We start from the raw sequence: 24713 nt of genomic DNA, 5'->3' as shown, positions 1-24713 counted from the left end.
TATCGGTATAACCAGCAAGAGTGATTCCAGGGCTTTACCGCTATAAGGTAAGCCCATGAGCAGACATAAAGGTAATTTATTGGTTAAGATTCCCTCCTTGGGGAGCCACCGCGTACCCACATCTTTTCGTTGGGTGTATTTTTTATGACCCATAGGGTCTACCGCTTTGTAGCCAAATAGAGGAAAAGGTTTTTGCTCTGTAGGAGCTACCCTTTATTCGCCATTTTTAGGATGAATAAGACTAATTCCGTTACTTTTCTACGAACGGGTAGCCTCTACGAGGCATAAATCATGTTCGTTATTTTTCTACAAAGCGGTAGAGCCTACGGCTCATTTATCCTTGCCAAATTTCAAAAGATGTGTGCACACTGTAGCCCAACGGGAGGGTGTAGGGAGGGGTTTTGGCGTAAAGCAAGGCGAATAGCCACTCCCTGCCAATCACATTCCTACGCGGCCTTTTTGCATTCCCGATACATTTTGTCTTAAATAAGCAGTAAATAAAGAAGTGGATAAAGGCAGTACTTTTTGGTTCGCCTTGTCGTTTATAACGTTAATAATACAGGAGGCTGACAGTGATAGTGTCGGCCGGAATGTTTATATTTATAATCTAATTATTAACTATTGAATTCTCCTTACTTCCCGGTGCCGGAAAACGAAAGCGAGCGATTACTTGCCTTAGCATCGTATAATCTTTTAGATACAGCCCCAGAAGATGATTTTGAGGAGCTAACCGTTCTTGCATCCCAAATTTGCCAAACTCCCGTTGCCCTTATTAGTCTGTTAGATGATAAAAGGCAGTGGTTTAAAGCCATTGTTGGTTCTGATGTTTCCGAAACGCCAAAAGAATATTCGTTTTGCGCCTATACGATTGTAGAAACTACCGATATTATGGTAGTGAATGACTTGCGTGAGGACGATCGTTTTGCATCAAACCCGCTGGTAACCGGCGACCCCAATGTTGTTTTTTACGCGGGTGTACCGCTAATTACCGAAGAGGGCTTTGCTTTGGGCTCGTTATGCGTTTTAGATGTAAAGCCAAAAGAGCTAACCGATGAACAGGAAAGATCACTTAAAATACTGGCCAGGCAGGTATTAGCCCAAATGGAACTGCGCAAAAAACTGGTGCTGTTAGAAAAAGCTAATCAGGAGTTATTAGAAACCAATACCTTCATCAAGAAATTCGCGACTACTGCTGCCCACGATATTAAAAATCCGTTAAGCAGTATTTTGCTAACCGCACAAGCATTGCAAATGCGCCTGAAAAATACCGGCGATGACAAAAGCCGCAACCTTGTTGCCCTAACCCTCAACTCATCAAAACGGCTGCTTACCCTGGTTGATAAAATGATGGCATATTCTACCGCGCCCGCCTCGCTATTATCAAACCAGGAGTGTTTAGACCTGAATAAACTGCTGAAAAACGTAGTGAATTTGCTTGATGTGCCGCATAATATTACCATTAATCTGCCCAAAGTGGAGCACACAATAGTATGTTCATCGGTAGCGGTCGAACAGATATTTTTAAACCTGTTAACTAATGCCGTAAGATATAATGATAAGCCGCAAGGTGTTATCAATATACTTTTTAGGGAAGAGGATGACCGTTACAGCTTTAAAATAACCGATAACGGGGTAGGCATAGCACCTGCAAACCTGGAAAAGATATTTGAGAAAGATGTTACGCTAAATACTACGGACCGCTTTAACAAAAAAGGAAACGGGTTGGGGTTATACACCGTTAAGCTGTTAATAAATAAGTTACAGGGGGAGATTCATGCCGAATCAAAATTAGGCGAGGGTACTACCTTTGTATTCGCTATAAAAAAGACCCCATCAGTAGTAGCTGCCGAACTTAATGATGTTTTATATCAGCAATAGCACTATCTAACAGCTTGTTAAATTCCGCCGGCTTTTCCACCATCGGGAAATGGCCTGTGGCATGTACCTCCAGTAACTTATAAGGGATTTTCTTTGATATTAGTCCTGTGGTATCGGTGGGCTGGTAGTCGCTGTTGATAAGGTAAAGTTTCTTTTTAGCTTTTAATAGTTGGGCGGCATCGTTAAAATTATCCCATTCCTGGCAGGCAATGGCAACCGTTGAGTCGGAATGTGCTACATCATTTAAAATACGTTCCCTGAGGGCCTTACTGGTAGTTTTATAAAACAAGCCTTTATTAAACCAATCAAAAGCAACGGCTTTAAAGTTCTTTTTCATCGCGGCCATAGCTTCCGCATATTCTTTCATAGCCTTTACGCTATCAGTCCAGGCTACCCCAACCGATTTAAAGTTATCCACCCCAACCAGCGCTAATACATTTTCGGGTGCGTCAACAGCTCCTTGCAAAACAATATTGCCGGCCATAGAGTGGCCTACCAATATCACATTCTTTAGGCCTAACTGGTTTATCACGTTCTTAATGTCCTGGCCGAAGGTGGCGGTGTTCCATTTGGTCCTGTTCTTACCCGATTTTCCAAAACCGGGCAGGTCAATGGTAACTACCCTGTACCGCTTACCAAAGTAGGCAACCTGGTCGGCCCAGTAAGTTTTATTGATACACCAGCCGTGAACAAACAGGAGGGTGGTATCGCCGGTACCGGTATCGGTATAATCTATCCTAACGCCGTCGCTCACCAGGTTTGTGGTGATGTCTTTGTCATCGTTAATGGCGGTGGTATTTTTTGGCTGCGGGTTATTGCAGGCAAACAGGGCGAGACACAAAAAAAGGGCAACGAAATATGGGCAAAATTTCATGACAGATGATTTAGTTTAATAATGTTACTATTCAGGCCGTTTCCGGGGCGATTTATGGTCGGTTTTTGGCTAAAATAATCCCTTAAAAACCTTTAAAATTAGATAAATTACAACACTATTCATACCGAAACTTGTTGAAGATATTAATGGAACAACTTAGCTTTTTTGATGGCGGGCAAAGTTTAAAACTCCCCCCGGAACTAATGGACTACCGCCCCAACTTTTTTACCCGTGATGAAAGTACCGGCCTGATGCAAAAGCTAAAGGCAACCATAGCATGGAAACAAGAAACTATCCAAATGTATGGTAAACTGCTAAATACACCACGTTTAACCGCCTGGTATGGCGATAATAGCAAAACCTACGCCTTTAGTGGCAATAAGTACCACCCCTTTCCCTGGACAGCAGAACTGCTCTTCATCAAACAAAGAGTTGAACAAGCTGCCGGATTAGCGTTTAACAGCGTTCTGCTTAACGATTATAGGAACGGCAATGATTCTGTTGCCTGGCATGCAGATGATGAGCCTGAGCTGGGTATAAACCCTGTAATAGCCTCGGTAAGCTTTGGGCAGGTACGCCGCTTTGATGTAAGGCACAAGCAAAACCATAAGCTGAAGTACTCGGTTGAACTGGAGAACGGCTCGCTGCTGATCATGAAAGGCGACCTGCAACATAACTGGGAGCATCAGGTGCCCAAATCTGTTAAGACGATGAAAGAGCGCATCAATCTCACCTTCCGGATGATAAGTTAAAGCTGGTTTTAGAAGTGCTAATATGTATAATCTCTTTTCGGGGAGTGAAAGGGTAGGGGCTTGAGTTTAGCTATTTGAGCAGGCACGTTTTCTATCACATGTCTACCGCAATTGCTGCCTTGGGCATACTAATATTCTCTGAAGAATATTTACTTGAATTATCCCGGGATAGCCCTGATTTTGCCCTGAAAAATGCTTTAAAATCGTATTAACTATAACGAAAATCGATGAATGAAAAATATTTAGTAAATTTATAATCAGATATTTTCGTAATTTACATGAAGTAATAGTGCATGTTTATTTTTGCCCATTAATACGAAGCGCATTTCAAAAGTATTTTGCTGAAATTAAGATAAAGTCCCTCAACATACCGAGAGGTATGCGGTAGGAGTGGGGTGAAAAATCTCAACATTTCCAACCTTAATTCAAGTAGTACATAATTAAAATAATGTGTTATTTTTGTGAACGATCATCCTAAAAAAACCAGATATGAAAAGAATTACCCTACTTGCAATTTGCCTTGGTTTTAGCGCCATCACATTTGCACAAAGCACTATTAAACCAGCCGATGCCGGCGTAACCTATGGTAAAACCGTTACCGCGGATAACGCTGTAAATACTGAGGACTTAAACAAAACCTTAAGCGCCGATAGCGTTTATACTGGTAAAGTCACCGGAACTGTAGTTGAGGTTTGCAAAAAGAAAGGCTGCTTCATGAAGCTTTCGCAAGCTAATGGTGCACCAATAATGGTGCAATTTACCAACTACGAATACTTTATGCCGCAAAATATTGTGGGTAAAACCGTAGTAATTGAAGGTAAAGCCAAAGTGAAAGAAACTTCGGTTGAGCGCTTAAAACATTACGCTGCTGATGCAGGCAAAAGCAAAGAAGAAATAGCCATGATAAAAGAGCCGAAGAAAGATATTTCTATTATGGCCGATGGCGTACTGGTAGTGAAATAACTAAAAGGTACTCGAAATATACAAAGCCTGTAAATTGTGTTTACGGGCTTTTTTGTTTTCCAAACCATCCAATTTTCACTTTTTTGGACGGATATACAAATGAATTATATAATTTCAGCCAACTTATCTAAGAAAAACATCCTGAATACTATGAGCGGTTTATTGTTAAAAAACTTTAAAAGCGGCGCGGTACTATCATTCGGCGAGTTGCTGTTAAGGATCAGTCCGGATGCCGACGGTAATTGGCTGGACAATAAGGCACTGCCATTTTATGTAGGCGGTGCCGAGCTCAATGTGGCGACGGCCCTGGCTTTATGGGATGTGCCATCTAAGTACTTTACCGCCCTGCCAAAGAACGGCCTTTCAGAACAGATCATCGGTTATCTTAATAAAAAGAATATAGACACTTCGCCGGTGTATTATCATGGCAACAGGTTAGGTCTTTACTTCCTTACCAAAGGGAAAGACCTGAAGCATGATGCCCTCATTTATGACCGTGCAAATTCGGCTTTTGCCGATCTAAAGCCTGGTATGATCGACTGGGATAAAGTGTTGGATAGGGTAAGCTGGTTTCATTTTAGCGCTATCTGCCCGGCTATAAATCAGCAGGTAGCTGATGTGTGCCTGGAGGCTTTGAAGGCGGCTTCAAAAAAAGGTATTACCATATCAGTCGATTTAAATTATCGCTCTAAGTTATGGCAGTATGGTAAACAACCACAGGAGGTTATGCCACAATTGGTGAAATACTGCGACGTGATAATGGGCAACATTTGGGCAGCCGAAAAGATGTTAGGTATTGAGGTTTTGGGCGACATTCACGAATCCGGTCAGAAGAGTATTTACCTGAAAGAAGCCCTGTCATCTTCAAAACGTATAGCGGAGCAATACCCTAAATGCAAAGCCGTAGCCAATACCTTTCGTTTTGATGAATGGGATGATATTGATTACTACACCAGTTTGTATACCGATGACGGGTTTTATACCTCGCATGAATATAACACCCAAGAGAAGGTTGATAAGGTGGGTACCGGCGATTGTTTTATGGCCGGGCTGATATATGGTTTCTACAATAATCAACCTGCGCAGCAAACACTTGAATTTGCAACAGCCGCTGCATTCCAGAAACTATTTATTACCAGTGATGCCACCACAAATACAGTTGACGAAATTATTAAAGCGATAAAGTATGAATAATAAAGAGATAGTTTTAGATACCATTTTATCGCAGGGCATGCTGCCTTTGTTCTTCTATGAAGATGCCGAAGTAAGCCTGGAGGTAATACGCACTTTGTACCGGGCAGGTGTTAGGGTGTTAGAATATACGAACAGGGGTAAAGAAGCGCTAAGCAACTTTCATATCATAAAAAAGGCTGTATCCGCCGAAATGCCGGATATGCATTTGGGTATCGGTACCATAAAAACCGGTTCAGAGGCAGAAGCTTTTATTGAAGCAGGGGCAGATTTTATTGTATCGCCGATAATAGATAGCGAAGTTGCCCGTGTAGCTGATAAACACAGTAAACTTTGGATCCCCGGTTGTATGACGCCTACCGAGATCAATGTGGCCCAGCAGCATAAGGCACGGTTGATAAAGATATTCCCGGCCAACATTGTTGGGCCGGCGTTCATATCCTCTATCAGGGAGTTGTTCCCGGGGCAATTGTTCATACCAACCGGTGGGGTAGAGATAGAGGCAGGTAACATTGCAGAGTGGTTTAGGTCGGGGGTATGTGCTGTGGGCATGGGCAGCAAATTGGTGAGCCGTAATGTATTGGATAAGCGTCTGTACGACCAGTTATATAACGATACCGTTAAAGCCTTAGAGCTGGTACAATTGAGCAAATAATTATATTAACCACAGAGTGAACAGAGGTTCTCTCCATACCTCTGTGGTAAAAAAGAAATCCTACTTTTGTCCCTATGGATCAAAAATCAAATGACCCGCTGCACGGCAAAACATTAGAAGCCATCCTGAATGCTTTAGTCGCCCACCTGGGTTGGGCAGAGATGGGGTACCGTATCCGTATCAACTGCTTTCTGGATAATCCCAGTATTGGCTCCAGCCTGAAATTTTTGCGTAAAACCTCATGGGCACGCAAAAAAGTAGAAGATCTCTATATCGAGTTTTATAAAGAAATTGAGGGATAGTAGTTACATTCACAAAAAAGGCCGCCCTGAGGCAGCCTTTAATATCATAAACTATCACATACTGCCCTCTACACTCGCGAATTGCATCATTAAACCCACTTTCCCATCTTTATTAAATATCCATACTTCATGTATGCCTGCTTTAACCTGTTTCGCGGTTTTATCAGTATATTCTTCGGATCCCCAAACGCAAACCACATTTTCATTCTTGTCACTTTTTAAGCTCAGCCAGGCATGTAACTTCACCTTATAATTCTGCATCGCGCTTCTATACTCCTTTGCGCCCTTTAAATTCTCTGCCTTGCCTTTTATTACAGTCCCGTTTGCAAACATCATGGTCACTGTATCTGCAAAGAAATCCATATGTGCATCTAATGTGTTATTTTCAAAGTCTTTCCAAAGCGTCAAAATTTTGTCGGAGTACGTTGGACTGGCAATGGTAAACTTTGACGAGTAACTGGCGGTGTAACCGCCGTTTGCCTGACTCATTGCCACAAATGGCACGGATAGGAAAAGAAACAAAAAAAGCTTTTTCATGATTTTAGGATTTAAATTGGTTGTAACGTGTTTGTTACATTAAAATTAATCATTTAAATCATTAAAAATCAAATTTTTACGGTAGTTACCCGAACAATATAATACACAGTTTTGAGGCAGGTTGGAAGACGTTAAAACGGTCTGTAGAGTCACCTTAATAAAGATTCAAGCAATGACGAAAAAGCACGGGTTGTGCGATTCCCTCCCAACGGGAGGGTGTAGGGAGGGGTTTAACAAAGCGATATTGGAAGGCGGCTAAACCCCTCCCTGCCACTGCGCATCCTATCTCACCCCTCCCGATGGGAGGGAATTAAATGTCCTTCAAAAAGCTTAGCCGTGCTTTTTCTTCATGTTCATTTTGGCTTTGGTGCCCGAACTGTAGTTGTAAGTTTTTGAATTTTCCGGCTTTTTCTCATGGAAAGCTTCGCCCGGTACATATTGGTTTGGATCTGGCTTAACAACCTTCTTTACTTTTTCACTTTCTTTCTGCTTGCGGTCTTTTTCCATTACCAGTTCTTCGGGCAGATCTGCCTTTTGCATTTTTTGGCCGGTAGCCTGTTCTATTTTGCGTACCTGGTCAAGCTCAAGATCGGTAGCAAAGGTTAAAGCTAAGGTTTCATCTTCAGCATCAATATCGTGGTTTTCAATATGCTTTATGTAGATATCTTTCTCTGCCGGAAGGTCAAGATGGATGATAAAAGGGATGCCGGTTACATCAATATCCTCTGTGCCTTCATTGGCAACTATCAGCACACGCAGGCTGCTATCCGCTTTAAATTCGCTGATATCCTTTACCTTATTATACTCAAAAGATAAGGGGTTTATAGTGGTCACCGCGTTACGCAGGCGATTATACAGGCTCTTATAAATAGTTTCGGCAGTGAGGCGGGTGTTGGCAAAAACTACCGTTTTGGTAAACAGCTCCTCATCATATAAGAACAAGTTTAGCAGGTTTAGCTTGGTGCCAAAGTTTGGCAAATGGTACAGCATCTGCGGGTGAACGGGTAATTGTTCTTCCGGCATTTCCTCAACTTCGATAGTTGCAGGCAGCTGCATAAATGGCACTATCATCTTTTCAAGCTTATCATGCATCACCTCGGTAAATACCAAATGCTGGGCTTTGCCAATGCTGTTAGCCAGTTCTACTACAGGGAGTTGTAAGCCTTTCTTAATGATAAGCTGCGCATCATCTACAGCAAAAAAATCAACTTTATTTAGGTTGAGGCCAAGCTTTAGGTATATGGCACGTGCCCTGTCGGGCGTAGCCACTACAATATCAGAACCATCGGCAAGGTCATCCATGTTCTGTTCGGTGGTTTGGCCGGCATGCAGGCTAACAATACGGATAGATTGATTGCGGTTTAACCTGTCAAACTGCGCCAGTATCTCAAATACTTTTTCCTGGTCGGGCGCTAATATCAAAGCCTTGGGCACGCCATCGGCACTATGCTTAAACCGGTTTAAGGTAGCCAAAACCAAAACTGTGGTTTTACCGCAGCCCTCGGGGCCAATAGCAATAACATCCTGCCCGCCAATAATGCGGTTAAGCGTTTTTAGCTGTAATTCTTTCGGATTGTCAAATCCTGCATCGTTTACCGATTTTATTAATTGCTTATTCAGCTTAAATTTATCTGCCCACACCATTTAAAAAATATAAAGAGCGCAAAGATACCAAAACCATCCCGCTTTTAAGATATCCGGGCGATATCCGGTATTGTGTAGCATACTTGTTATGTTATTGTAATTAGATATTTACTACTTTTAGTCGTTAAACCTATAATAAAACTTATGAAAAAGCTTTTCTTATTAGCGGGGGTGCTTGGCATCCTTAGCGTATCTGTGCACGCGCAACAAAAGTTTAATGGCCTCGATGCAAACATGGGCAACATTTATCGCACCTCCGATGCTATCAGCAGATCCATCAGTCCCGAAAATTTTAACGGTGAAAAAGGTAAAGGGGGCATGGCTACAACCGGTACAGGCGCTGCTGCTTCCCGCGACCTGGGCCAAACCTGGAAGGTAAGCCCAAGCGTTATCATCAAAAAACATACAACCTACACCGTTGCCGAAATAAACGGCGAAGGCGCTATACAACATATCTGGATGACACCTACCGGAAACTGGCGCAACTCTATTATCCGTTTTTATTGGGATGATGAAACCACGCCATCGGTAGAATCGCCCGTTGGCGATTTCTTTTGCATGGGCTGGGGCAAATATGCGCCGGTTACATCGCTGGCAGTAGTGGTAAACCCGGGCAGTGCCTTTAACTGTTACTGGCCAATGCCGTTCCGTAAAAAATGCCGTATTACTATGGAAAACATCGATAATGAGGATATGGTACTGTATTACCAGGTAGATTACACGCTGACTAAAGTGCCCGATGATGCGGCATATTTTCATGCCCAGTTCAGGCGGATAAACCCGCTGCCCTACAAAAAAGATTATGTTTTGGTAGATAGCATACAGGGCAAAGGCCAGTATGTAGGCACTTACATGGCCTACGGCTCCAACAAAAATGGCTGGTGGGGCGAAGGCGAGATCAAATTTTTTATGGATGGCGATACCAAGTTCCCTACCATTATAGGTACCGGTACTGAAGATTATTTCTGCGGATCGTACAATTTTGAAACCCGCAAAAAGAACCCGGACGGTAGCGAAAGCAGGAACTACACCGAGTTTAGCGGCCCTTATACCGGCATGCCGCAGGTAATACGCGGCGATGGTTTGTATAACGTTGCTCAACGCTTTGGCATGTATCGCTGGCATATTGCCGACCCTATACGTTTTGAGAAAAACCTGAAGGTTACCATACAGGCTTTAGGCTGGCGCAGCGGAGGCAGGTATATGCCTTTGCAGGATGATATTGCTTCGGTGGTGTTTTGGTACCAGACCGGGCAGCATGAGCCATTCCCGAAACTGCCATCAAAAGATGAACTGGAAGTGAACTAAAGCTATGAAGTTATATAAAACCATAAACGGCATCCTATTAGAGCAGGAGGACGATTTTTATATGATAGACGGTAATTGGGATGGCCTTATTAACCGGGATGGCTTAGAGGGCTATTTGCAGAGCCTGCTGGGCAAATTCAAAAAGGTTAGTACCGAGGATGAAACCATCTGGTTAAGCGAGGGCAGCATATTGCCGCCGATAGGCAGGCAGGAGGTTTGGGCAGCCGGTGTTACCTATCTTAAAAGCCGCGATGCAAGGATGGAGGAATCTGAAACGGCTGCCAGTTTGTATGATATGGTTTACGATGCCGAACGCCCGGAATTATTCTTTAAATCGGTGGCTTCGAGGGTATCCGGCCATTTAAAGGAAGTATATATCCGGAAGGATTCTACCTGGGATGTGCCCGAGCCGGAACTCACCTTGTTTGTAAATTCAAACGGAAATATACAGGGTTATACCATAGGGAATGATATGAGCTCGCGCAGTATTGAAGGCGAAAATGCCCTGTATCTGCCACAGGCTAAGATCTATGAAAAAAGCGCCGCCCTTGGTCCGTGCTTGTATGTGAGCGAAACACCTATCCCGATAGAGTCGGTCATAAAGATGACCATCAGCAGAGATGGAAAAGAGACTTTTAGGGATGAAACTACGGTATCGCGGATAAAACGCTCCTTTACTGAATTAACCGGTTATTTATTTGCTGAGACGGATTTCCCACAGGGTTGTTTCCTGATGACGGGTACCTGCCTGGTGCCGCCGCCAACATTTACCCTGCAGGAGGGAGATGTGGTAGAAATAAGTATTGACAACATTGGTACCATGATAAATACCATAGCCATTAACCCCAAACATAAAAACTAATAATGAAGCAATTTAAAAATTTGTTATTCGTGTTGCCGGTTATGGTTATTTGTTCCTGCGGACAAAATGCTAAAAAGGAACAAAGGGTTGCTGCCGATACGGTACAATATGTCAAAGGTACCTTTGGTTATGACCTTGATTTTTTAAGGAAGAGGGGTAGAGTTATTGTTTTAAAAAGCGGTGATGGCAAAGCGCAGGTGCTTGTATCGTATAAATACCAGGGAAAGGTATTTACTTCAACAGCAAACGGCAACGAAGGCCGAAGCTTTGGCTGGGTAAACTACAAAGCCTTTGAAGCCAAACCTGATGAGCACATGAGTGCTTACGGAGGTGAAGACCGCCTATGGCTTGGCCCCGAGGGTGGTAAATTCTCACTTTTTTTTAAGCCGGGCACCAAAATGGAATTTGCTAACTGGCATACACCGTTTGCTGTTGACAACGAAAGCTGGAACCTGGTATCACAAAACGACAACGAAATTGCCATGAACAAAACCACCGAAATGGTTAACTATGCCAATACAGTTTTAGCCATAAAGCTGGAACGTAAGGTGAAGATCTTACAAAGCACGGATATTGATAAAATGCTGGGTATAACAGCCGGCGATAAGGTAAGTTCGGTTGCATTTAGTACAAGCAATACCCTCATCAACAACGGTAATAAGGCTTGGGATAAAATAACCGGCGCGCCTTGCCTGTGGAATTTAGATATGTTCTCGCCGTCAGAGAAAACAGTTATTGTGGTGCCTTACAATGAGAATACCACCGGCAAAGTGGCCACTACCGATTATTTTGGGCAGATCCCACCGGATAGGGTAAAGTATGGCAAAGGCATACTGCTTTTTAAAGCCGACGGTAAAAGCCGTGGTAAGTTGGGTGTGCCGCCAAACCGGGCAAAAACCATGGCCGGTAGTTACGATCCGGAACATAAGGTATTAACCATAACCCTTTATGATGTAGATGGTAAAGGCACTTACCTTAACCAGGAATGGCGGACCGATAAACCACCTTTTATTGGCGATGCGGTGAACGCTTACAATGATGGGCCACTGGCTACAGGCGGGCAAATGGGGCCTTTTTATGAGATAGAGAGCGTATCGCCCGCGGCGTTTTTAAAGCCCGGCGAACGGCTGATACATAACCACAGCGTGTTCCATTTTACCGGTGATGAGGCACAATTAAACAGTATCGCACTAAAAACGCTCGGAATTTCATTGAATGATATACAAGCTGCGTTTAAATAATTTATATTGGCCCACCATTTTTCCTGAATAAATTTAAACCTGTATAATGCCAAAAGACAAAAGTTTAGTTGCCGTAGCGCTTATCACCTCCCTGTTTTTCATCTGGGGTTTTGCACTTAATCTTAACCCTATACTGATACCGCACCTTAAAAAGGCTTGCCAATTAACAGATTTTCAATCGTCGCTGATAGATTCAGCATCCTATATCGCCTACTTTTTGCTGCCTATACCTGCGGCGCAATTCATGAAAAGGTATGGCTACAAAGGTGGCATTATATTAGGGCTGCTGCTATTTTCGGTAGGGGCAATGTTGTTTTACCCGGCTGCAGCCGTGCGTAACTACGCGTTCTTTTTAGGGGCGCTGTTTGTAGTTTTCTCGGGTATGGCATTTTTAGAAACTGCTGCCAACCCGCTTATAACCTTAATAGGCGATCCAAAAGGTTCGGCCATACGCATTAATCTTGCGCAATCTTTCAATGGTTTTGCGGCGGTATCTGCAACAACATTTGGGGGCATGTTCATTCTGTCGGGGAAAACCTTAAGCGCGGCCGAAGAGAAAGCCATGTCGCCCGAGCAATTGAACCAATATTTAAATCACGAAGCATCTGCCGTGCAGATCCCATTTGTGGTGATAAGTATCGTGGTTTTTTTGGTAGCGATAATGGTTTGGCGTACCACCTTCCCCAAAATTAAAGAGGAAAGCAGTATAGAAAAGGAAGAGGAACGCAGGCCTTTAGGTGTACGGATACTTGAACTGACAAAGGATAAACACCTGATGTCTGGCGTATTGGCAGAGTTTTTTTACGTTGGTGCACAGGCTTGTGTAAGCAGTTTCTTTATCCGCTTTAGCGAACGGGTTGCGGGTTTTGCAGAAAAACCGGCTTCGTATAATTTATCTATTGCCTTTGGTCTGTTTATGGCCGGCAGGTTCCTGGGTACCTTATTAATGAAGTTTTTTAACCCCGTTAAACTGCTGGTTACCTACGCCATTATCAATATTATATTAATTGGCGCAGCTGTAACCTTAAAGGGTTCTATCGCGGTGTATACTTTAATGGCGGTATGGTTCTTTATGTCTATCATGTTCCCAACCATATTCTCTTTGAGTATCCGTGATCTGGGTTCTAAAACAAAATTAGGGTCATCATTGGTTATCATGGGTATTGTTGGTGGCGCGATATTGCCGCCAATAATGGGCAGAATCTCTGATGCATCTAATATTCAGTTATCATACTTAGTGCCGGGTGTTTGTTTTATAGGGATACTTTGGTTCGCGCTAAAGAATTTAAAAGTTAAGAAGGTGGAAATGGTGGCAGGACATTAACCCGATGTCATTTCGAACGATAGAGAGGAATCTTGTTCATTACGCAATGTCGCCACCAATCATACGAACAAGATGACATTCTATTTTAATAATAAGTGAGATGGATTTAAACTTGAAGAACAAAGTAATTATTGTAACCGGTGGTGCTAAGGGCATAGGCGAGGGTATTGTTAACGCGCTTGCTGCCGAAGGGGCCATCCCCGTAATTATTGGCAGGAGCCGGGAGGATAATTTAAAAGTTGTTGATGCCATAACCGACAACGGCGGCCAGGCAGGTCAGGTTGTTGCCGAGTTAACCAGGCCCGAACAATGTGAGCAAGCCGTAAAGGCGATTGTAGAGCAATACGGCCGGATTGATGGCCTGGTGAATAATGCCGGGGTAAACGATGGCGTGGGCTTAGAGAATGGCAATTACGATGATTTTATAGCATCGCTCCATAAAAATATGGTGCATTACTATCTGATAGCGCATCATGCATTACCACAATTAAAAGAATCAAAAGGTGCGATACTAAATATCACTTCTAAAACTGCCGAAACAGGGCAGGGGAATACATCCGGCTATGCTGCTTCAAATGGCGGGCGCAACGCCTTAACCCGCGAATGGGCGGTGGAGTTATTGAAATATGGCATCCGCGTAAACGCCGTTGTAGTTGCCGAGTGCTGGACACCCCTTTACGAGAACTGGATTAACACCCTGGCCGATCCTATTGCCAAGCGCAAAGAGATAGAAGCTAAGATCCCCCTCGGTCAGCGTATGACCACTGCAGCAGAAATAGGCAACACCGTAGTGTTTTTGTTATCAGATCGTTCCAGCCATACTACCGGGCAAATTATTTATGTTGACGGTGGCTATGTACATCTGGACAGGGCGCTGGCAAACGCATAACTTATAGCAAGCCTTTCAACTCCTGCCAAACATTGTTGGCCAGTATCTTGGCACCTTCGGCTGTAGGGTGTATACCATCCTTTTGATTTAAAGCGCGTACACCACCTACACCCTGCAATAAAAATGGAACTAAGGTCATGTTGTTTTTGGCGGCCAGCTTTGGGAACATGTCTCTAAAATCGCTTACATAATCATCACCCATGTTTGGTGGTACCTGCATGCCCAGCATTACCAGTTTGGCGTTTGGATATTTCGATTTAACACGGTCAATTATAGTTTGCAGGTTTTGTTCGGTCTCTTTTACCGGGATCCCGCGCAGGCCATCATTAGCACCAAGTTCCAGTACAAAAACATCTATATGCTGTTTCAGCAACCAATCTATACGGCTTTTACCCCCGGCAGATGTTTCACCACTTAAGCCGCCGTTGATGATAGTATAAGGCAGCTTTGCCGAATCTATCTTGGTTTGCAATACGCTGGGGTACGACTCCGACGCATCATCCAGACCATAGCCTGCAGTTAGGCTATCACCAAAAACTAAAATGTTTTTATTTGCTGCAGTGGCCTCTTTTGTTTCAGCTTTTTCTGAGGTATCGTTAGATGTGGACTGGCTACCACAACCGGCAACGGTTATGGTGAGGGCAAGTACCGCAAGTATTCTGAATTTGTTAAGCATAGTTAATTTATGAATTCGACCGCAATATTTCCAGCGGTGGTTTGTTTAAAACGCCCCTGCTGTTTAGCAGGCCAATTATAACTGTTAACGAGGTAATAGTGAAAAAGATTACGATAACCGGTAAAAAATTAACCGCGTAAGGCATATCAAACGTGTATTTGGCCAGCAACCAACTGGACCCAATGGCAATAACGATACCCGTAAGGGCCGATAAAGCCCCCAGGAACAGGTATTCTAAAGCGGTTATGGCAAAGATCTGTTTACGGCTGCCGCCCAGCGTTCTTAATAAAACGCTTTCCTGAATGCGCTGGTATTTACTAATGCGAACGGATGATATCAACACAATAATACCGGTAATGATACTAAAGCCGCTCATGAATTTAATAACGTAACCAATTTTGCCCAATAGTTCGTCCAGCACGTTTAATATCAGACCCAGATCAATAATAGAAACATTGGGAAACTGCTTTACCACCGCCTGCTGGTATTTTGCCGAAACGGTGTTTGATGGCACATGCGTTAACAGTACATGTATCTGAGGCGCATCTTCCAAAACCCCGGTAGGAAACACTACCTGAAAGTTGGTTGATATTTTGTTCCAGTTTACCTTACGGATGCTGCTGATATAAGCCTGCATCATTACACCTTGTACGTTAAATACCAGTTTATCGCCAACTTTGGCATTAATGCGGTTGGCAAAACGTTCTTCGGCGGATACAGGGATGTCTTTGCCGGGCTCTGCCTTACCTGTCCAGGTGCCGCTGGTTACCCTTTCCGATGGGGTAAGCGAATCGCGATAGGTAACCCGGTATTCGTATGTAAAAGCACGTTGTGATATATGCAGGGCAGTATCTTTTTTGGCATCGGCAGCGGTTTTTCCGTTCACTTTTTCTAACCGCATAGTAATAATGGGCACCTGCGAAAGCACCGGCAGGCCTTGTTTGCGGGTAAGATCGGCAACGGCTTTTTGCTGGGCGGCTTGTATATCAAACAATATCATGTTTGATTGATTATCGCCGGCTGAGAGCGTTACCTGGCTAATAAGTAACTGCTGGATCAGGAACAGCGTAGCAATAAATGCCGTGCTTAAACCAATTGAAACCGTTAGGATGATTGTTTGATTATTTGGTCGGTATAAATTAGCGAAGCCTTGTCGCCAGATATAGCTCCAGGAGCTCATAACCAGCAGCCTTGTAAACCTGATCAACAACCAGGCGATGGCAGTAAGAATAAGGAATGCGACCATTATCCCAATGGTAAAGAAGCCCGCCGCCATCCAATCGCCAATTTGCAGGTAAGCAAACGAGGTGATGAATAGTAAAACCAGCACATATACCAACCAGCGGAACGGGTCGCGGATGGTGGTGGTATCATCAACAGAAAGCCTTAAAGTGTTTAATGGCGATATATTACGGATAGATATCAGCGGAAGCAGCGCAAACAATATGGATATAATAAGCCCTAATAAAATGCCTTGCCAGATTGCCATCCATGATATATTTACGGATATGGTTATCGGCAGAAAATCTTCCAGTACTAATGGCAGCAGATGCTGTATGCCTGTGCCTAATATAGCCCCCGCTACCGAACCAATAAGGCCAATGCCGGTTATCTGTATCAAATAAATTAAAAATGCCTCAGAGGCTTTTACACCCATACAGCGCATAATAGCTATTGACTGTATTTTTTCGCGGATGTAAATGTTGATGGCACTGGCCACACCCACGCAACCCAGCAGTAGGGCAATAAATCCTACTAAAGATAAGAACCTCGACAGATCTGAAAATGAGCGGCTTGTGCCTTCCTTTTTGCCCTCAACCGTATCGTAATTAAGACCCGCTTTATCAAGTGTAGGATCAAGTCCTTTTACCAGTTTGGCTATATTGGTTTTGCTGTTGTATTTATAATAATAGCTGTAATTAATGCGGCTGCCTGTGGTAATTAACCCGGTTTTATCCAGGTACTGCATAGGGATATACACTGTAGGCGCAATACTTGCCGAGAGCCCCGTTTGCCCGGGGGCTTTATTTAATACACCTGCTATCACGAAAATTTCCTGCCCAACTTTTATAGAGTCGTTAACGTTGGCGTTAAATTGCAGCATCAGGGTTTTATCAACCAAAGCATACTTGCCTTTCTTAAAATCACGGCCGGCTTTTACAGGTGTGGTTTCCAGATCGCCATAGTAGGGAAAATTACCGTGTAGTGCCTTTACCTGTACCAGCCTTGTGCTTTGGCTTTTTGTAAAGTACACCATAGATGGAAAACTACGTTCCTCCGAGCGGTCATCGCCCAGGCTATTGAGCAGCTTTTGCAATTTGGCATCCGGTTGTTTGTTGCCGCTAATGGTAAGGTCGGCACCAATTAAGGTAGCGGCCTGGTCGTTAACATCATTTTGAATATTGTATCGGAACGAGTAGATGGCTACCAGCGCGCCAATACCAAATACTATAGACGAGATAAACAGCAGCAGCCTGCCCCGGTTACGGCGACTATCGCGCAGGGCCATTTTAAACAGCCAGGCGATGTTTATTTTTCTTTTGAAATTTACGGTATCCATTGGCGCGTTACTCATTACTGGTTTTATCATCAGCAACCAATTTGCCGCCTTTTATTCTTATAATCCGATGGGTTTTGGCAGCCAGTTCCAGATCATGCGTTACCAAAACCAGCGTTGTGCCCGCCTCGCGGTTAAGGTCAAATATCAGCTTTACAACTTTCTCGCTTGTTTCGGCATCTAAGTTCCCGGTTGGTTCATCGGCAAACAAAATTTTGGGCGAATTAGAGAATGCCCTTGCCAATGATACCCGCTGCTGTTCGCCGCCGGATAATTGGGCAGGGTAGTGGTGGCCACGATCAGCCAGGCCAACTTTGTCGAGCAGGTCTAAAGAGCGGGCTTTAATATTTTTTTCGCCACGAAGCTCTAACGGAACCATCACATTCTCTAAAGCCGTTAAGGTAGGCAGCAACTGAAAACTCTGAAATATAAAACCAACATATTGGTTACGCACCTGCGCGCGTTTATCTTCGCTTAAATTGCTGAGACTGATGCCATTTAGTTCAACAATGCCGGCGGTTGCACTATCCAGGCCGGCACAAAGGCCAAGCAAGGTAGTTTTACCACTGCCCGATGGGCCAACTATAGCATTTGTAGAACCCTCGCTGATATTGAAATTTATATTATCTAAAACAGTTAAAAGGCGGCCGGCGCTTTTGTAAGTTTTGTTTAGGTTTGATATGTTTAAAATGGTTTCCAAATTTTAATTGTTTTGTTGTAATAAAGTAAATATCAAAGAATTATTAATAACGACAGGGTATTATATGTTTACTTACAAAAGCATTACATTTTATTGCTGTTTTTAAAATGCCAATATTTTTTTTACACTTGTAAATAAACTATACCTATGCATGGATATCCCGGGCAACACCGAATTTTAGTTGCTGTAGATTGTATCATATTTGGATTTGATGGCTGGAACATCAAATTGTTACTGGTAGAACGCAGTTTAAAACCAGAAAGTGGAAAATGGAGCCTGATGGGAGGTTTCATAAATCCATCAGAAAGCCCCGAGGATGCTGCAAACCGCGTGCTGGAAGAACGCACCGGATTGAAGAACGTATATATGGAGCAATTTCGTGTATTTGGCAAGCCAGACCGCGACCCGGTAGAGCGCACATTGTCTGTAGCATACTTCGCGCTGATAGATATTCAGCAGTACGAAACTCAGATAACCACAGAAAACCATCCCGTTTGGTATCTGCTTGATGAAATGCCTGAGATGGTATTTGACCATGCCGAAATGGTGAAGCTGGCCAAAAAGCAGTTACGTTATAAGGCCGCACTGCATCCTATATTATTTCAGCTATTGCCCGAGCGTTTTACCATACCGCAGTTACAGGCATTGTATGAAGGGGTTTACCAAACCCAGTTTGATGACCGTAACTTTAGCCGTAAGCTGCTTTCAACAGGTTTGTTGGTGAAGCTGGCTGAAAAGGATAAGCAATCATCCAAAAAGGGGGCGTTTTACTATCGGTTAGATCAATCTAATTACGAAAAGAACTTTGAAAAGTTCCTGAACCTGGTACCTAATCCCGATAAATTCTTTTAAACCATAAGTTTCACACTTTTTACACACAACTCGCAGATGTATTTAGGTTTACAATAAAACTGCTTACATTTAAAGCACGCTTTTGCATCTAAATTGGCAAAGTAAATTATAACCAGTTATTAAGTTGAACAGGGTGAGGGCTTTACGTGTTGTAATAACATTTGTATTAGTTTGTTGCAGTTATTTAGGTTTTGCCCAGGGCACATCAAGCCAGGGCAAAGAATTTTGGACTGCTTTTATGTCGCATATAGATGCCAAAGACCAAATAAGCAAAATGAGCCTTTACATTACTGCCGATGAGAATACATCCGGTAAGGTAGAGATTGCAGATAACAGCTTTCCTGCTATCCCGTTTAATGTTACTGCCAGGCAGGTAACAATAGTTACTATACCAAAATCTGCGTTTTTAAAAAAAGAGGGTAAATTTTTAAAAGGCCTGCATATTATCGCCGAAAAGAAAATTGCGGTTTACGCGCATATTTATGCGTCAAGTGTATCCGGCGCTACCCTTTTATTGCCGGTTGCAGTTTTGGGTAAAACCTATTACTCTATAAATTACAAACAGGAAGCAAACGTATCTGATGCGTACTCCAGCTTTATGATAGTAGCTACAGAGGATAATACTACTGTTGAGATCACACCATCACAACAATTGCTTGGTGAAAAACCAGCCGGGCAAACCTTTCCAGTTACTTTAAAAAAAGGGGAAGTATATCAGGGCCTGTCTGATAAAGATCTTACAAATACAAAAATACGTAGTATTAGTACAGCTAATGGCGAGTGTAAAAAGATTGCGGTTTTTTCTGGTAGCACAAAAATTGGCATTGGTTGCCATGATAATAATTTCACTTCAGATAATCTGTTTCAGCAGGTATATCCAACTACGGCCTGGGGCATAAATTATATAACCATTCCTCTAAAAAGCAGAAACTATGATATTTTTAGAGTGTTTTGTAGCGAACCAAATACCTTCCTTAAAATAAATGGTGCAGTTATTCCACCGGCAAGTATTCAGAATAATGTTTATGAGTTTTCTTCAGACATAACAAACAATATTACTGCTAATAAACCTATACAGGTGATACAATATGCGGTTACACAAGGTAAAGTATTAGGTAATGGTTGCCAGTTTGACAGCCGCGATATAGGCGACCCCGAAATGATATACCTTAACCCATTGGAGCAAACGCTTGACCATGTTACGTTATATTCAGCAAGAGCAGATTCTATAATCAATAATTATATTAATGTAGTTATCAGGGCCGATAAAGCTGCTACGTTCAAGCTTGATGGTGTGCCATACACAAAATTTGTGGCTATCCTGAATAACCAGCTTTATTCTTACGCGCAAATACCTGTAAGCGCGGGCACGCATTATATTAGTGCCGATGGTGGTTTTAACGCAATTGCCTATGGTTTTGGTCAAAATGAATCATACGGTTACTCGGCGGGCGCCAATCTAAGAAACCTAAACGAGTATATTGCTTTTGAAAACCCGGAAACCAACGCCATACAGCTAAACGGCTGCACCAATGAAACTTATAAACTACAGTTGGTTTTGCCTTACCCAACCACTAAAATAAACTGGAGTTTTAATAATATCCCAATACTACAAATCCCAAACCCTATAGGGATACCGTTTCAAAAGGATGGTAAAACGCTTTACCGGTATGAATATCCGGGTACTGTTCAATACCAAAAAGGAAGTTATAATTATACAGCTACTGTTATTGCACCTGATGAAGATTGCGGAACAAGCAGGGATATTGATTTTGATTTTAGTATTACAGATCGTGCAATACCCGGGTTTTCTTACGGGTCAAATTTATGCGCTGGCGACGAGGTTATAATTCATGACGACTCGCAAGCCGACCCGGGTAGCGTAAGCATGATAAAAATTTGCTATGATTTTGTTAATCATCCCGAAATTTTCGAGACATTCAATAAAAGTGAAATTCCTGCCGATGGGAATTACCGCCACTTATACGGGCCGTTAACTGCGCCTACAAATTTTACTGTAAAAATGATAGTGTATACGGGTGAAGATGCTTTGTGTGATAATGGCATTGAACATGTTATTACGGTGAACCCAAGCCCTGTGGTTTCTATAAATGCCGTTAACCCTATGTGCCAAGCAGGTGGTGCTGTTCAGCTTATTGCAGATGTTAAAGGTGGTACATTTAGCGGTACAGGAGTTAATTCAGCTGGTTTGTTTGATCCTGCTATTTCGGGCCCCGGCGCGTTTACTATAACTTACCATTTTATTGCACAAAATAGCTGCGATGCAACAGCTGAACGGATTATCACAGTGAACCCCTTGCCTGCAGTAAATGCTGGTAATGACCTTGTGTTGCTTGAAGGTGAAAGTGTAATACTACCCGCTACTGCAAGCGGAAACGGGTTAAGTTATGAATGGACGCCGGCGAGGGGGCTTGATAATAAAAATGCTTTAAATCCTATATCTTCAGCTATCGAAGATACTTTCTATAAGCTTACTGTCACAACAGACTCGGGTTGTGTGGCAACAGATGAAATAATTGTTAAAGTACTTAAAAAACCATTAGTTGTAAATGCTTTTACGCCAAACGGAGATGGTGTAAATGATACCTGGAATATTAAATATTTAGAAACTTATCCAGGAAATACTGTTGATATATACAATAGACAAGGAGAAAAGGTATATTCGTCTGTTGGTTATGCATCCCCCTGGGACGGAAGATATAAAGGCACAATACTTCCCACAGGGACGTATTACTATATTATAAACCCAAAAAATGGACGTAAGTTAATTTCCGGGAACATTACTATAATTAAATAATGTTGAAGAAAATTTTACTTTTAACTGCTTTACTTTCTGGTATAATGCTTTGTACTTACGCACAGCAAAAGCCACAGTATACGCAATACATTTTTAATAATTTTTTATTAAACCCGGCTGTTGCGGGTATAGAAAACTATACCGATGTTAAACTGGGGCACCGCAGCCAGTGGACCGGCCTTGAAGGGGCCCCTGTAACAGCCTATCTTACCATAAACGCACCGCTTGGTACCAATTTTACCCAGGGCGATGCCACATCATTCCCATCGGGCGGGGAAAACCCTTACAGCAGGTTATATACGCAGGATTACCGCGCCGCCGAACCACATCACGGCATAGGTTTTATGCTGGTTACTGACAAGGCCGGGCCGATAGAGCAAACAAATATGGCTGCAACTTATGCTTATCACATTGGCCTTGCCCCCAGGATTAATTTGGCGGTAGGTGTATCGGCGGGTCTTAATCATTTGTACTTAAATACATCGCTCATAACTTTAGAGTATCAGTACGACTTCTCATTACAGAATATTAATAATAACCAGTGGAAACCCGATGCGGGCGTAGGTGTTTGGTTATATTCGTCAGACTATTATGTAGGGGTATCGGCACAGCAAATAATTCCGCAAAACCAATTTTTTACAACAGGTAATAAGTTAAACTTAAATAAATCTGTACCGCATTACTTTGCTACCGCCGGTTATAAACTTTACTTAAGCGATGATGTAACCTTATTACCATCGGCATTGTTGAAATTTATTGAACCTGCGCCAACATCGTTTGACATCAATATGAAGCTTTCTTTCCGTGATAAGTTTTGGTTTGGCGGCTCATACCGCAGAGACGATTCATTCGGGGTATTGGCTGGGTTTAACCTAAATTCACTTATTAACGTAAGTTATTCATATGATGTAACTACATCGGCCCTAAACACAGTAAGCAACGGCTCACACGAAATTGTTTTAGGCATAATGCTTAACAATCGGTATAAACTAAGCAGCCCGCAACATGGATGGTAGGGTAGAATCAGGACAATTAGAGTCAAGAGTCAAGACAAAAATTAAAAAGAAAAGCCCTTTATAGTTTAAAGGGCTTTTTTGTGTTTTGATTTTAAGGATTTTGACTCCCCTTTAAGAGATTTTTCTTTTGTCTTGACTCTAATCGTCTTGACTCTTTCTTACAACTCTTTCCTCAACCTTGCCACCGGGATATTCATTTGTTCGCGGTATTTGGCAACGGTACGGCGGGCAATATTGTAACCGGCCTCTTTTAGTATATCGGTCAGCTTTTCATCTGCCAGCGGGTGGCGTTTATCTTCCTTGCCAATATGTTCTTCCAGGATCTTCTTAACCTCTTTGTTTGAAACTTCCTCGCCGCTTTCGGTTTGTATAGCTTCGCTAAAGAATGATTTTAGCAGGAAAGTGCCAAACTCCGTTTGTACGTATTTAGAGTTAGCCACACGCGATACGGTAGAAATATCCATGCCTATCCTGTCGGCAATATCCTTCAGGATCATTGGCTTCAGGTTTTTATCATCACCTGTTAAAAAGAAATCGTACTGATACTGCATTATGGCGTTCATGGTTTTCAGCAAGGTTTGCTGGCGCTGCTTTATGGCATCAATAAACCATTTGGCCGAATCAAGCTTTTGTTTTACAAACTGAACAGCCTCTTTAAGCTTTTTATCTTTTTGCGAGGCCTTATCATAATGCTGAAACATTTCCTGGTAAGAGCGACTTACTTTTAATTCCGGTGCGTTTTTAGAGTTAAGTGTAAGTATCAATACCCCATCGTTATTTTTGATATGAAAATCGGGTATTACCTGCATTTGCTTGGTGCTTACCTCGTTGCTATCGCCCGGTTTTGGGTTAAGTTTCAATATCTCGTTCACCACACCACGCAGCTCAATCGAATTCATGTTTAATGATTTCTCCAGCTTATCGTAATGCTTGCGGGTAAATTCTTCCAGGTAATTTTCTACCACCAGTATGGCTTTCCTTATAATAAGATCGTTAGGGTCTTTACGGCGCAGTTGTATCAGTAAACATTCCTGCAGGCTACGGGCGCCAACACCCGGGGGGTCAAAGCTTTGTATTACCTTTAGCATATCCTCTACCTCTTCATCGTCGGCCATCACGTTCTGCGAAAAGGCCAGATCATCAGTAAGCGACATAATTGGCCTGCGCAGGTAACCATCATCATCCAGGCTACCTATTATTTGCTTGCCTATACTAAAGTCTTTATCAGATAGGGGCAAAAGGTCGAGCTGGGCCTGTAAGCTTTCAAAAAACGAACTTTGTACAGCAATAGGTATCTCTTTACGTTCGTCCTCGTCATCACCATTTTGGTCATAACGGGTGCCGTAATCGTTCACGTTATCGTCTTGCAGGTAATCGTCAATATTAAACTCATCCATTTCCCCCTTTTCATCCTCACTGTTATAAGTGTCTTCATCGGGGTCGCGGTCGGGATATTGTTCCTCTGGTTCGTTAATTGTTAAACTTAGATCTTCAAGCGCGGGGTTTTCTTCTAATTCTTCTTTAATACGTGTATCAAGAGACACGGTAGGCACCTGCAACAATTTTATAAATTGTATTTGCTGCGGGGAGAGTTTTTGTAAGAGTTTTTGTTGAAGGTTCTGTTTAAGCATAATAGTAGACGAGGTCAAAAATACACCAATTACCTTAAAGTTT

At 42.7% G+C, this 24713-nt stretch carries 21 protein-coding genes; 14 read left to right on the top strand and 7 right to left on the bottom strand.

Features of this window, described 5'->3' with window-relative positions:
- Positions 1-621 precede the first annotated feature (621 nt).
- Complete coding sequence (locus NPE20_RS16115) at positions 622-1878, top strand: sensor histidine kinase (RefSeq protein ID WP_256539707.1); 1257 nt, start codon at positions 622-624, stop codon at positions 1876-1878.
- Here NPE20_RS16115 and NPE20_RS16110 read toward each other — a convergent pair.
- Complete coding sequence (locus tag NPE20_RS16110; RefSeq protein ID WP_256539706.1) at positions 1853-2752, bottom strand: alpha/beta fold hydrolase; 900 nt, start codon at positions 2750-2752, stop codon at positions 1853-1855. The two genes, NPE20_RS16115 and NPE20_RS16110, sit on opposite strands and share 26 nt — an antisense overlap.
- Before the next feature lie 146 nt (positions 2753-2898).
- Here NPE20_RS16110 and NPE20_RS16105 point away from each other — a divergent pair, with 146 nt between their 5' ends.
- The 5 genes from NPE20_RS16105 (at position 2899) to NPE20_RS16085 (ending at position 6615) form a co-directional block, all read left to right on the top strand.
- Positions 2899-3504, top strand: a complete 606-nt coding sequence (locus NPE20_RS16105) for an alpha-ketoglutarate-dependent dioxygenase AlkB family protein (RefSeq protein ID WP_256539705.1) — start codon at positions 2899-2901, stop codon at positions 3502-3504.
- A gap of 489 nt (positions 3505-3993) precedes the next feature.
- Entirely contained in the window at positions 3994-4467 is a 474-nt protein-coding gene (locus tag NPE20_RS16100) for a DUF4920 domain-containing protein (RefSeq protein WP_256539704.1), read from the top strand.
- 99 nt (positions 4468-4566) lie between these two features.
- Entirely contained in the window at positions 4567-5661 is a 1095-nt protein-coding gene (locus tag NPE20_RS16095) for a sugar kinase (protein ID WP_256539703.1), read from the top strand.
- Positions 5654-6313 (top strand): beta/alpha barrel domain-containing protein, encoded by a 660-nt coding sequence (locus tag NPE20_RS16090; RefSeq protein WP_256539702.1) that lies wholly within the window; start codon positions 5654-5656, stop codon positions 6311-6313. The genes NPE20_RS16095 and NPE20_RS16090 overlap by 8 nt, the downstream gene beginning before the upstream one ends.
- Positions 6314-6387: 74 nt before the next feature.
- On the top strand, positions 6388-6615 hold the full coding sequence (locus NPE20_RS16085) for a VF530 family protein (protein WP_256539701.1): 228 nt from the start codon (positions 6388-6390) through the stop codon (positions 6613-6615).
- A gap of 54 nt (positions 6616-6669) precedes the next feature.
- Here the strand turns inward: NPE20_RS16085 and NPE20_RS16080 are convergent, their stop codons facing one another.
- Positions 6670-7152, bottom strand: coding sequence for a nuclear transport factor 2 family protein (locus tag NPE20_RS16080; protein WP_256539700.1), 483 nt, complete (start codon positions 7150-7152; stop codon positions 6670-6672).
- Between the two features lie 330 nt (positions 7153-7482).
- Positions 7483-8796, bottom strand: a complete 1314-nt coding sequence (locus NPE20_RS16075) for a DEAD/DEAH box helicase (RefSeq protein WP_290427208.1) — start codon at positions 8794-8796, stop codon at positions 7483-7485.
- A 144-nt stretch (positions 8797-8940) separates the two neighbouring features.
- On the opposite strand from NPE20_RS16075, the gene NPE20_RS16070 reads away from it, so the two are divergent.
- The 5 genes from NPE20_RS16070 to NPE20_RS16050 all read left to right on the top strand — a co-directional run bounded on the left by NPE20_RS16070 (position 8941) and on the right by NPE20_RS16050 (position 14420).
- On the top strand, positions 8941-10104 hold the full coding sequence (locus NPE20_RS16070; RefSeq protein ID WP_256539699.1) for a glycoside hydrolase family 172 protein: 1164 nt from the start codon (positions 8941-8943) through the stop codon (positions 10102-10104).
- 4 nt (positions 10105-10108) lie between these two features.
- Entirely contained in the window at positions 10109-10966 is an 858-nt protein-coding gene (locus tag NPE20_RS16065; RefSeq protein ID WP_256539698.1) for a fumarylacetoacetate hydrolase family protein, read from the top strand.
- 2 nt (positions 10967-10968) lie between these two features.
- The gene (locus NPE20_RS16060) at positions 10969-12207 is read left to right on the top strand and encodes a DUF6786 family protein (protein ID WP_256539697.1); all 1239 of its coding nucleotides are present in this window, start codon (positions 10969-10971) and stop codon (positions 12205-12207) included.
- Positions 12208-12253: 46 nt separating this feature from the next.
- The gene (fucP, locus tag NPE20_RS16055) at positions 12254-13531 is read left to right on the top strand and encodes an L-fucose:H+ symporter permease (protein ID WP_256539696.1); all 1278 of its coding nucleotides are present in this window, start codon (positions 12254-12256) and stop codon (positions 13529-13531) included.
- Positions 13532-13631: 100 nt separating this feature from the next.
- Positions 13632-14420, top strand: coding sequence for an SDR family oxidoreductase (locus tag NPE20_RS16050; protein WP_256539695.1), 789 nt, complete (start codon positions 13632-13634; stop codon positions 14418-14420).
- Between the two features lies 1 nt (position 14421).
- Here the strand turns inward: NPE20_RS16050 and NPE20_RS16045 are convergent, their stop codons facing one another.
- The 3 genes from NPE20_RS16045 to NPE20_RS16035 are packed head-to-tail and all read right to left on the bottom strand — an operon-like array spanning position 14422 to position 18353.
- The gene (locus NPE20_RS16045; protein WP_256539694.1) at positions 14422-15096 is read right to left on the bottom strand and encodes an arylesterase; all 675 of its coding nucleotides are present in this window, start codon (positions 15094-15096) and stop codon (positions 14422-14424) included.
- A 7-nt stretch (positions 15097-15103) separates the two neighbouring features.
- Positions 15104-17686: an ABC transporter permease gene (locus NPE20_RS16040; protein WP_256539693.1), complete on the bottom strand. Its 2583-nt coding sequence runs from the start codon at positions 17684-17686 to the stop codon at positions 15104-15106.
- The gene (locus tag NPE20_RS16035; RefSeq protein ID WP_256539692.1) at positions 17664-18353 is read right to left on the bottom strand and encodes an ABC transporter ATP-binding protein; all 690 of its coding nucleotides are present in this window, start codon (positions 18351-18353) and stop codon (positions 17664-17666) included. The genes NPE20_RS16040 and NPE20_RS16035 overlap by 23 nt, the downstream gene beginning before the upstream one ends.
- 147 nt (positions 18354-18500) lie before the next feature.
- Between NPE20_RS16035 and NPE20_RS16030 the strand changes: the two genes are divergently transcribed.
- The 3 genes from NPE20_RS16030 (at position 18501) to NPE20_RS16020 (ending at position 23039) form a co-directional block, all read left to right on the top strand.
- Positions 18501-19205 (top strand): NUDIX hydrolase, encoded by a 705-nt coding sequence (locus tag NPE20_RS16030; RefSeq protein WP_256539691.1) that lies wholly within the window; start codon positions 18501-18503, stop codon positions 19203-19205.
- 133 nt (positions 19206-19338) lie between these two features.
- Positions 19339-22023, top strand: coding sequence for a gliding motility-associated C-terminal domain-containing protein (locus tag NPE20_RS16025; RefSeq protein WP_256539786.1), 2685 nt, complete (start codon positions 19339-19341; stop codon positions 22021-22023).
- Positions 22023-23039, top strand: a complete 1017-nt coding sequence (locus NPE20_RS16020; RefSeq protein ID WP_256539690.1) for a PorP/SprF family type IX secretion system membrane protein — start codon at positions 22023-22025, stop codon at positions 23037-23039. The genes NPE20_RS16025 and NPE20_RS16020 overlap by 1 nt, the downstream gene beginning before the upstream one ends.
- A gap of 158 nt (positions 23040-23197) precedes the next feature.
- Here the strand turns inward: NPE20_RS16020 and rpoN are convergent, their stop codons facing one another.
- On the bottom strand, positions 23198-24670 hold the full coding sequence (gene rpoN / locus NPE20_RS16015; RefSeq protein WP_256539689.1) for an RNA polymerase factor sigma-54: 1473 nt from the start codon (positions 24668-24670) through the stop codon (positions 23198-23200).
- Between the last annotated feature and the right edge of the window lie 43 nt (positions 24671-24713).

The sequence above is a fragment of the Mucilaginibacter aquariorum genome (genome assembly GCF_024498135.1).
GTDB classification, from domain to species: Bacteria; Bacteroidota; Bacteroidia; order Sphingobacteriales; family Sphingobacteriaceae; genus Mucilaginibacter; species Mucilaginibacter aquariorum.
The sequence above is the reverse complement of the archived record's forward strand: the minus strand, read 5'-3'. Positions and strand labels throughout refer to the sequence as shown.

Excerpts from the sequence above, each read along its gene's own strand:
- NPE20_RS16110 (WP_256539706.1), bottom strand. The coding sequence starts at position 2,752 with ATGAAATTTTGCCCATATTTCGTTGCCCTTTTTTTGTGTCTCGCCCTG.
- NPE20_RS16105 (WP_256539705.1), top strand. The coding sequence starts at position 2,899 with ATGGAACAACTTAGCTTTTTTGATGGCGGGCAAAGTTTAAAACTCCCC.
- NPE20_RS16100 (WP_256539704.1), top strand. The coding sequence starts at position 3,994 with ATGAAAAGAATTACCCTACTTGCAATTTGCCTTGGTTTTAGCGCCATC.
- NPE20_RS16095 (WP_256539703.1), top strand. The coding sequence starts at position 4,567 with ATGAATTATATAATTTCAGCCAACTTATCTAAGAAAAACATCCTGAAT.
- NPE20_RS16090 (WP_256539702.1), top strand. The coding sequence starts at position 5,654 with ATGAATAATAAAGAGATAGTTTTAGATACCATTTTATCGCAGGGCATG.
- NPE20_RS16085 (WP_256539701.1), top strand. The coding sequence starts at position 6,388 with ATGGATCAAAAATCAAATGACCCGCTGCACGGCAAAACATTAGAAGCC.
- NPE20_RS16080 (WP_256539700.1), bottom strand. The coding sequence starts at position 7,152 with ATGAAAAAGCTTTTTTTGTTTCTTTTCCTATCCGTGCCATTTGTGGCA.
- NPE20_RS16075 (WP_290427208.1), bottom strand. The coding sequence starts at position 8,796 with ATGGTGTGGGCAGATAAATTTAAGCTGAATAAGCAATTAATAAAATCG.
- NPE20_RS16070 (WP_256539699.1), top strand. The coding sequence starts at position 8,941 with ATGAAAAAGCTTTTCTTATTAGCGGGGGTGCTTGGCATCCTTAGCGTA.
- NPE20_RS16065 (WP_256539698.1), top strand. The coding sequence starts at position 10,109 with ATGAAGTTATATAAAACCATAAACGGCATCCTATTAGAGCAGGAGGAC.
- NPE20_RS16060 (WP_256539697.1), top strand. The coding sequence starts at position 10,969 with ATGAAGCAATTTAAAAATTTGTTATTCGTGTTGCCGGTTATGGTTATT.
- fucP (WP_256539696.1), top strand. The coding sequence starts at position 12,254 with ATGCCAAAAGACAAAAGTTTAGTTGCCGTAGCGCTTATCACCTCCCTG.
- NPE20_RS16050 (WP_256539695.1), top strand. The coding sequence starts at position 13,632 with ATGGATTTAAACTTGAAGAACAAAGTAATTATTGTAACCGGTGGTGCT.
- NPE20_RS16045 (WP_256539694.1), bottom strand. The coding sequence starts at position 15,096 with ATGCTTAACAAATTCAGAATACTTGCGGTACTTGCCCTCACCATAACC.
- NPE20_RS16040 (WP_256539693.1), bottom strand. The coding sequence starts at position 17,686 with ATGATAAAACCAGTAATGAGTAACGCGCCAATGGATACCGTAAATTTC.
- NPE20_RS16030 (WP_256539691.1), top strand. The coding sequence starts at position 18,501 with ATGCATGGATATCCCGGGCAACACCGAATTTTAGTTGCTGTAGATTGT.
- NPE20_RS16020 (WP_256539690.1), top strand. The coding sequence starts at position 22,023 with ATGTTGAAGAAAATTTTACTTTTAACTGCTTTACTTTCTGGTATAATG.
- rpoN (WP_256539689.1), bottom strand. The coding sequence starts at position 24,670 with ATGCTTAAACAGAACCTTCAACAAAAACTCTTACAAAAACTCTCCCCG.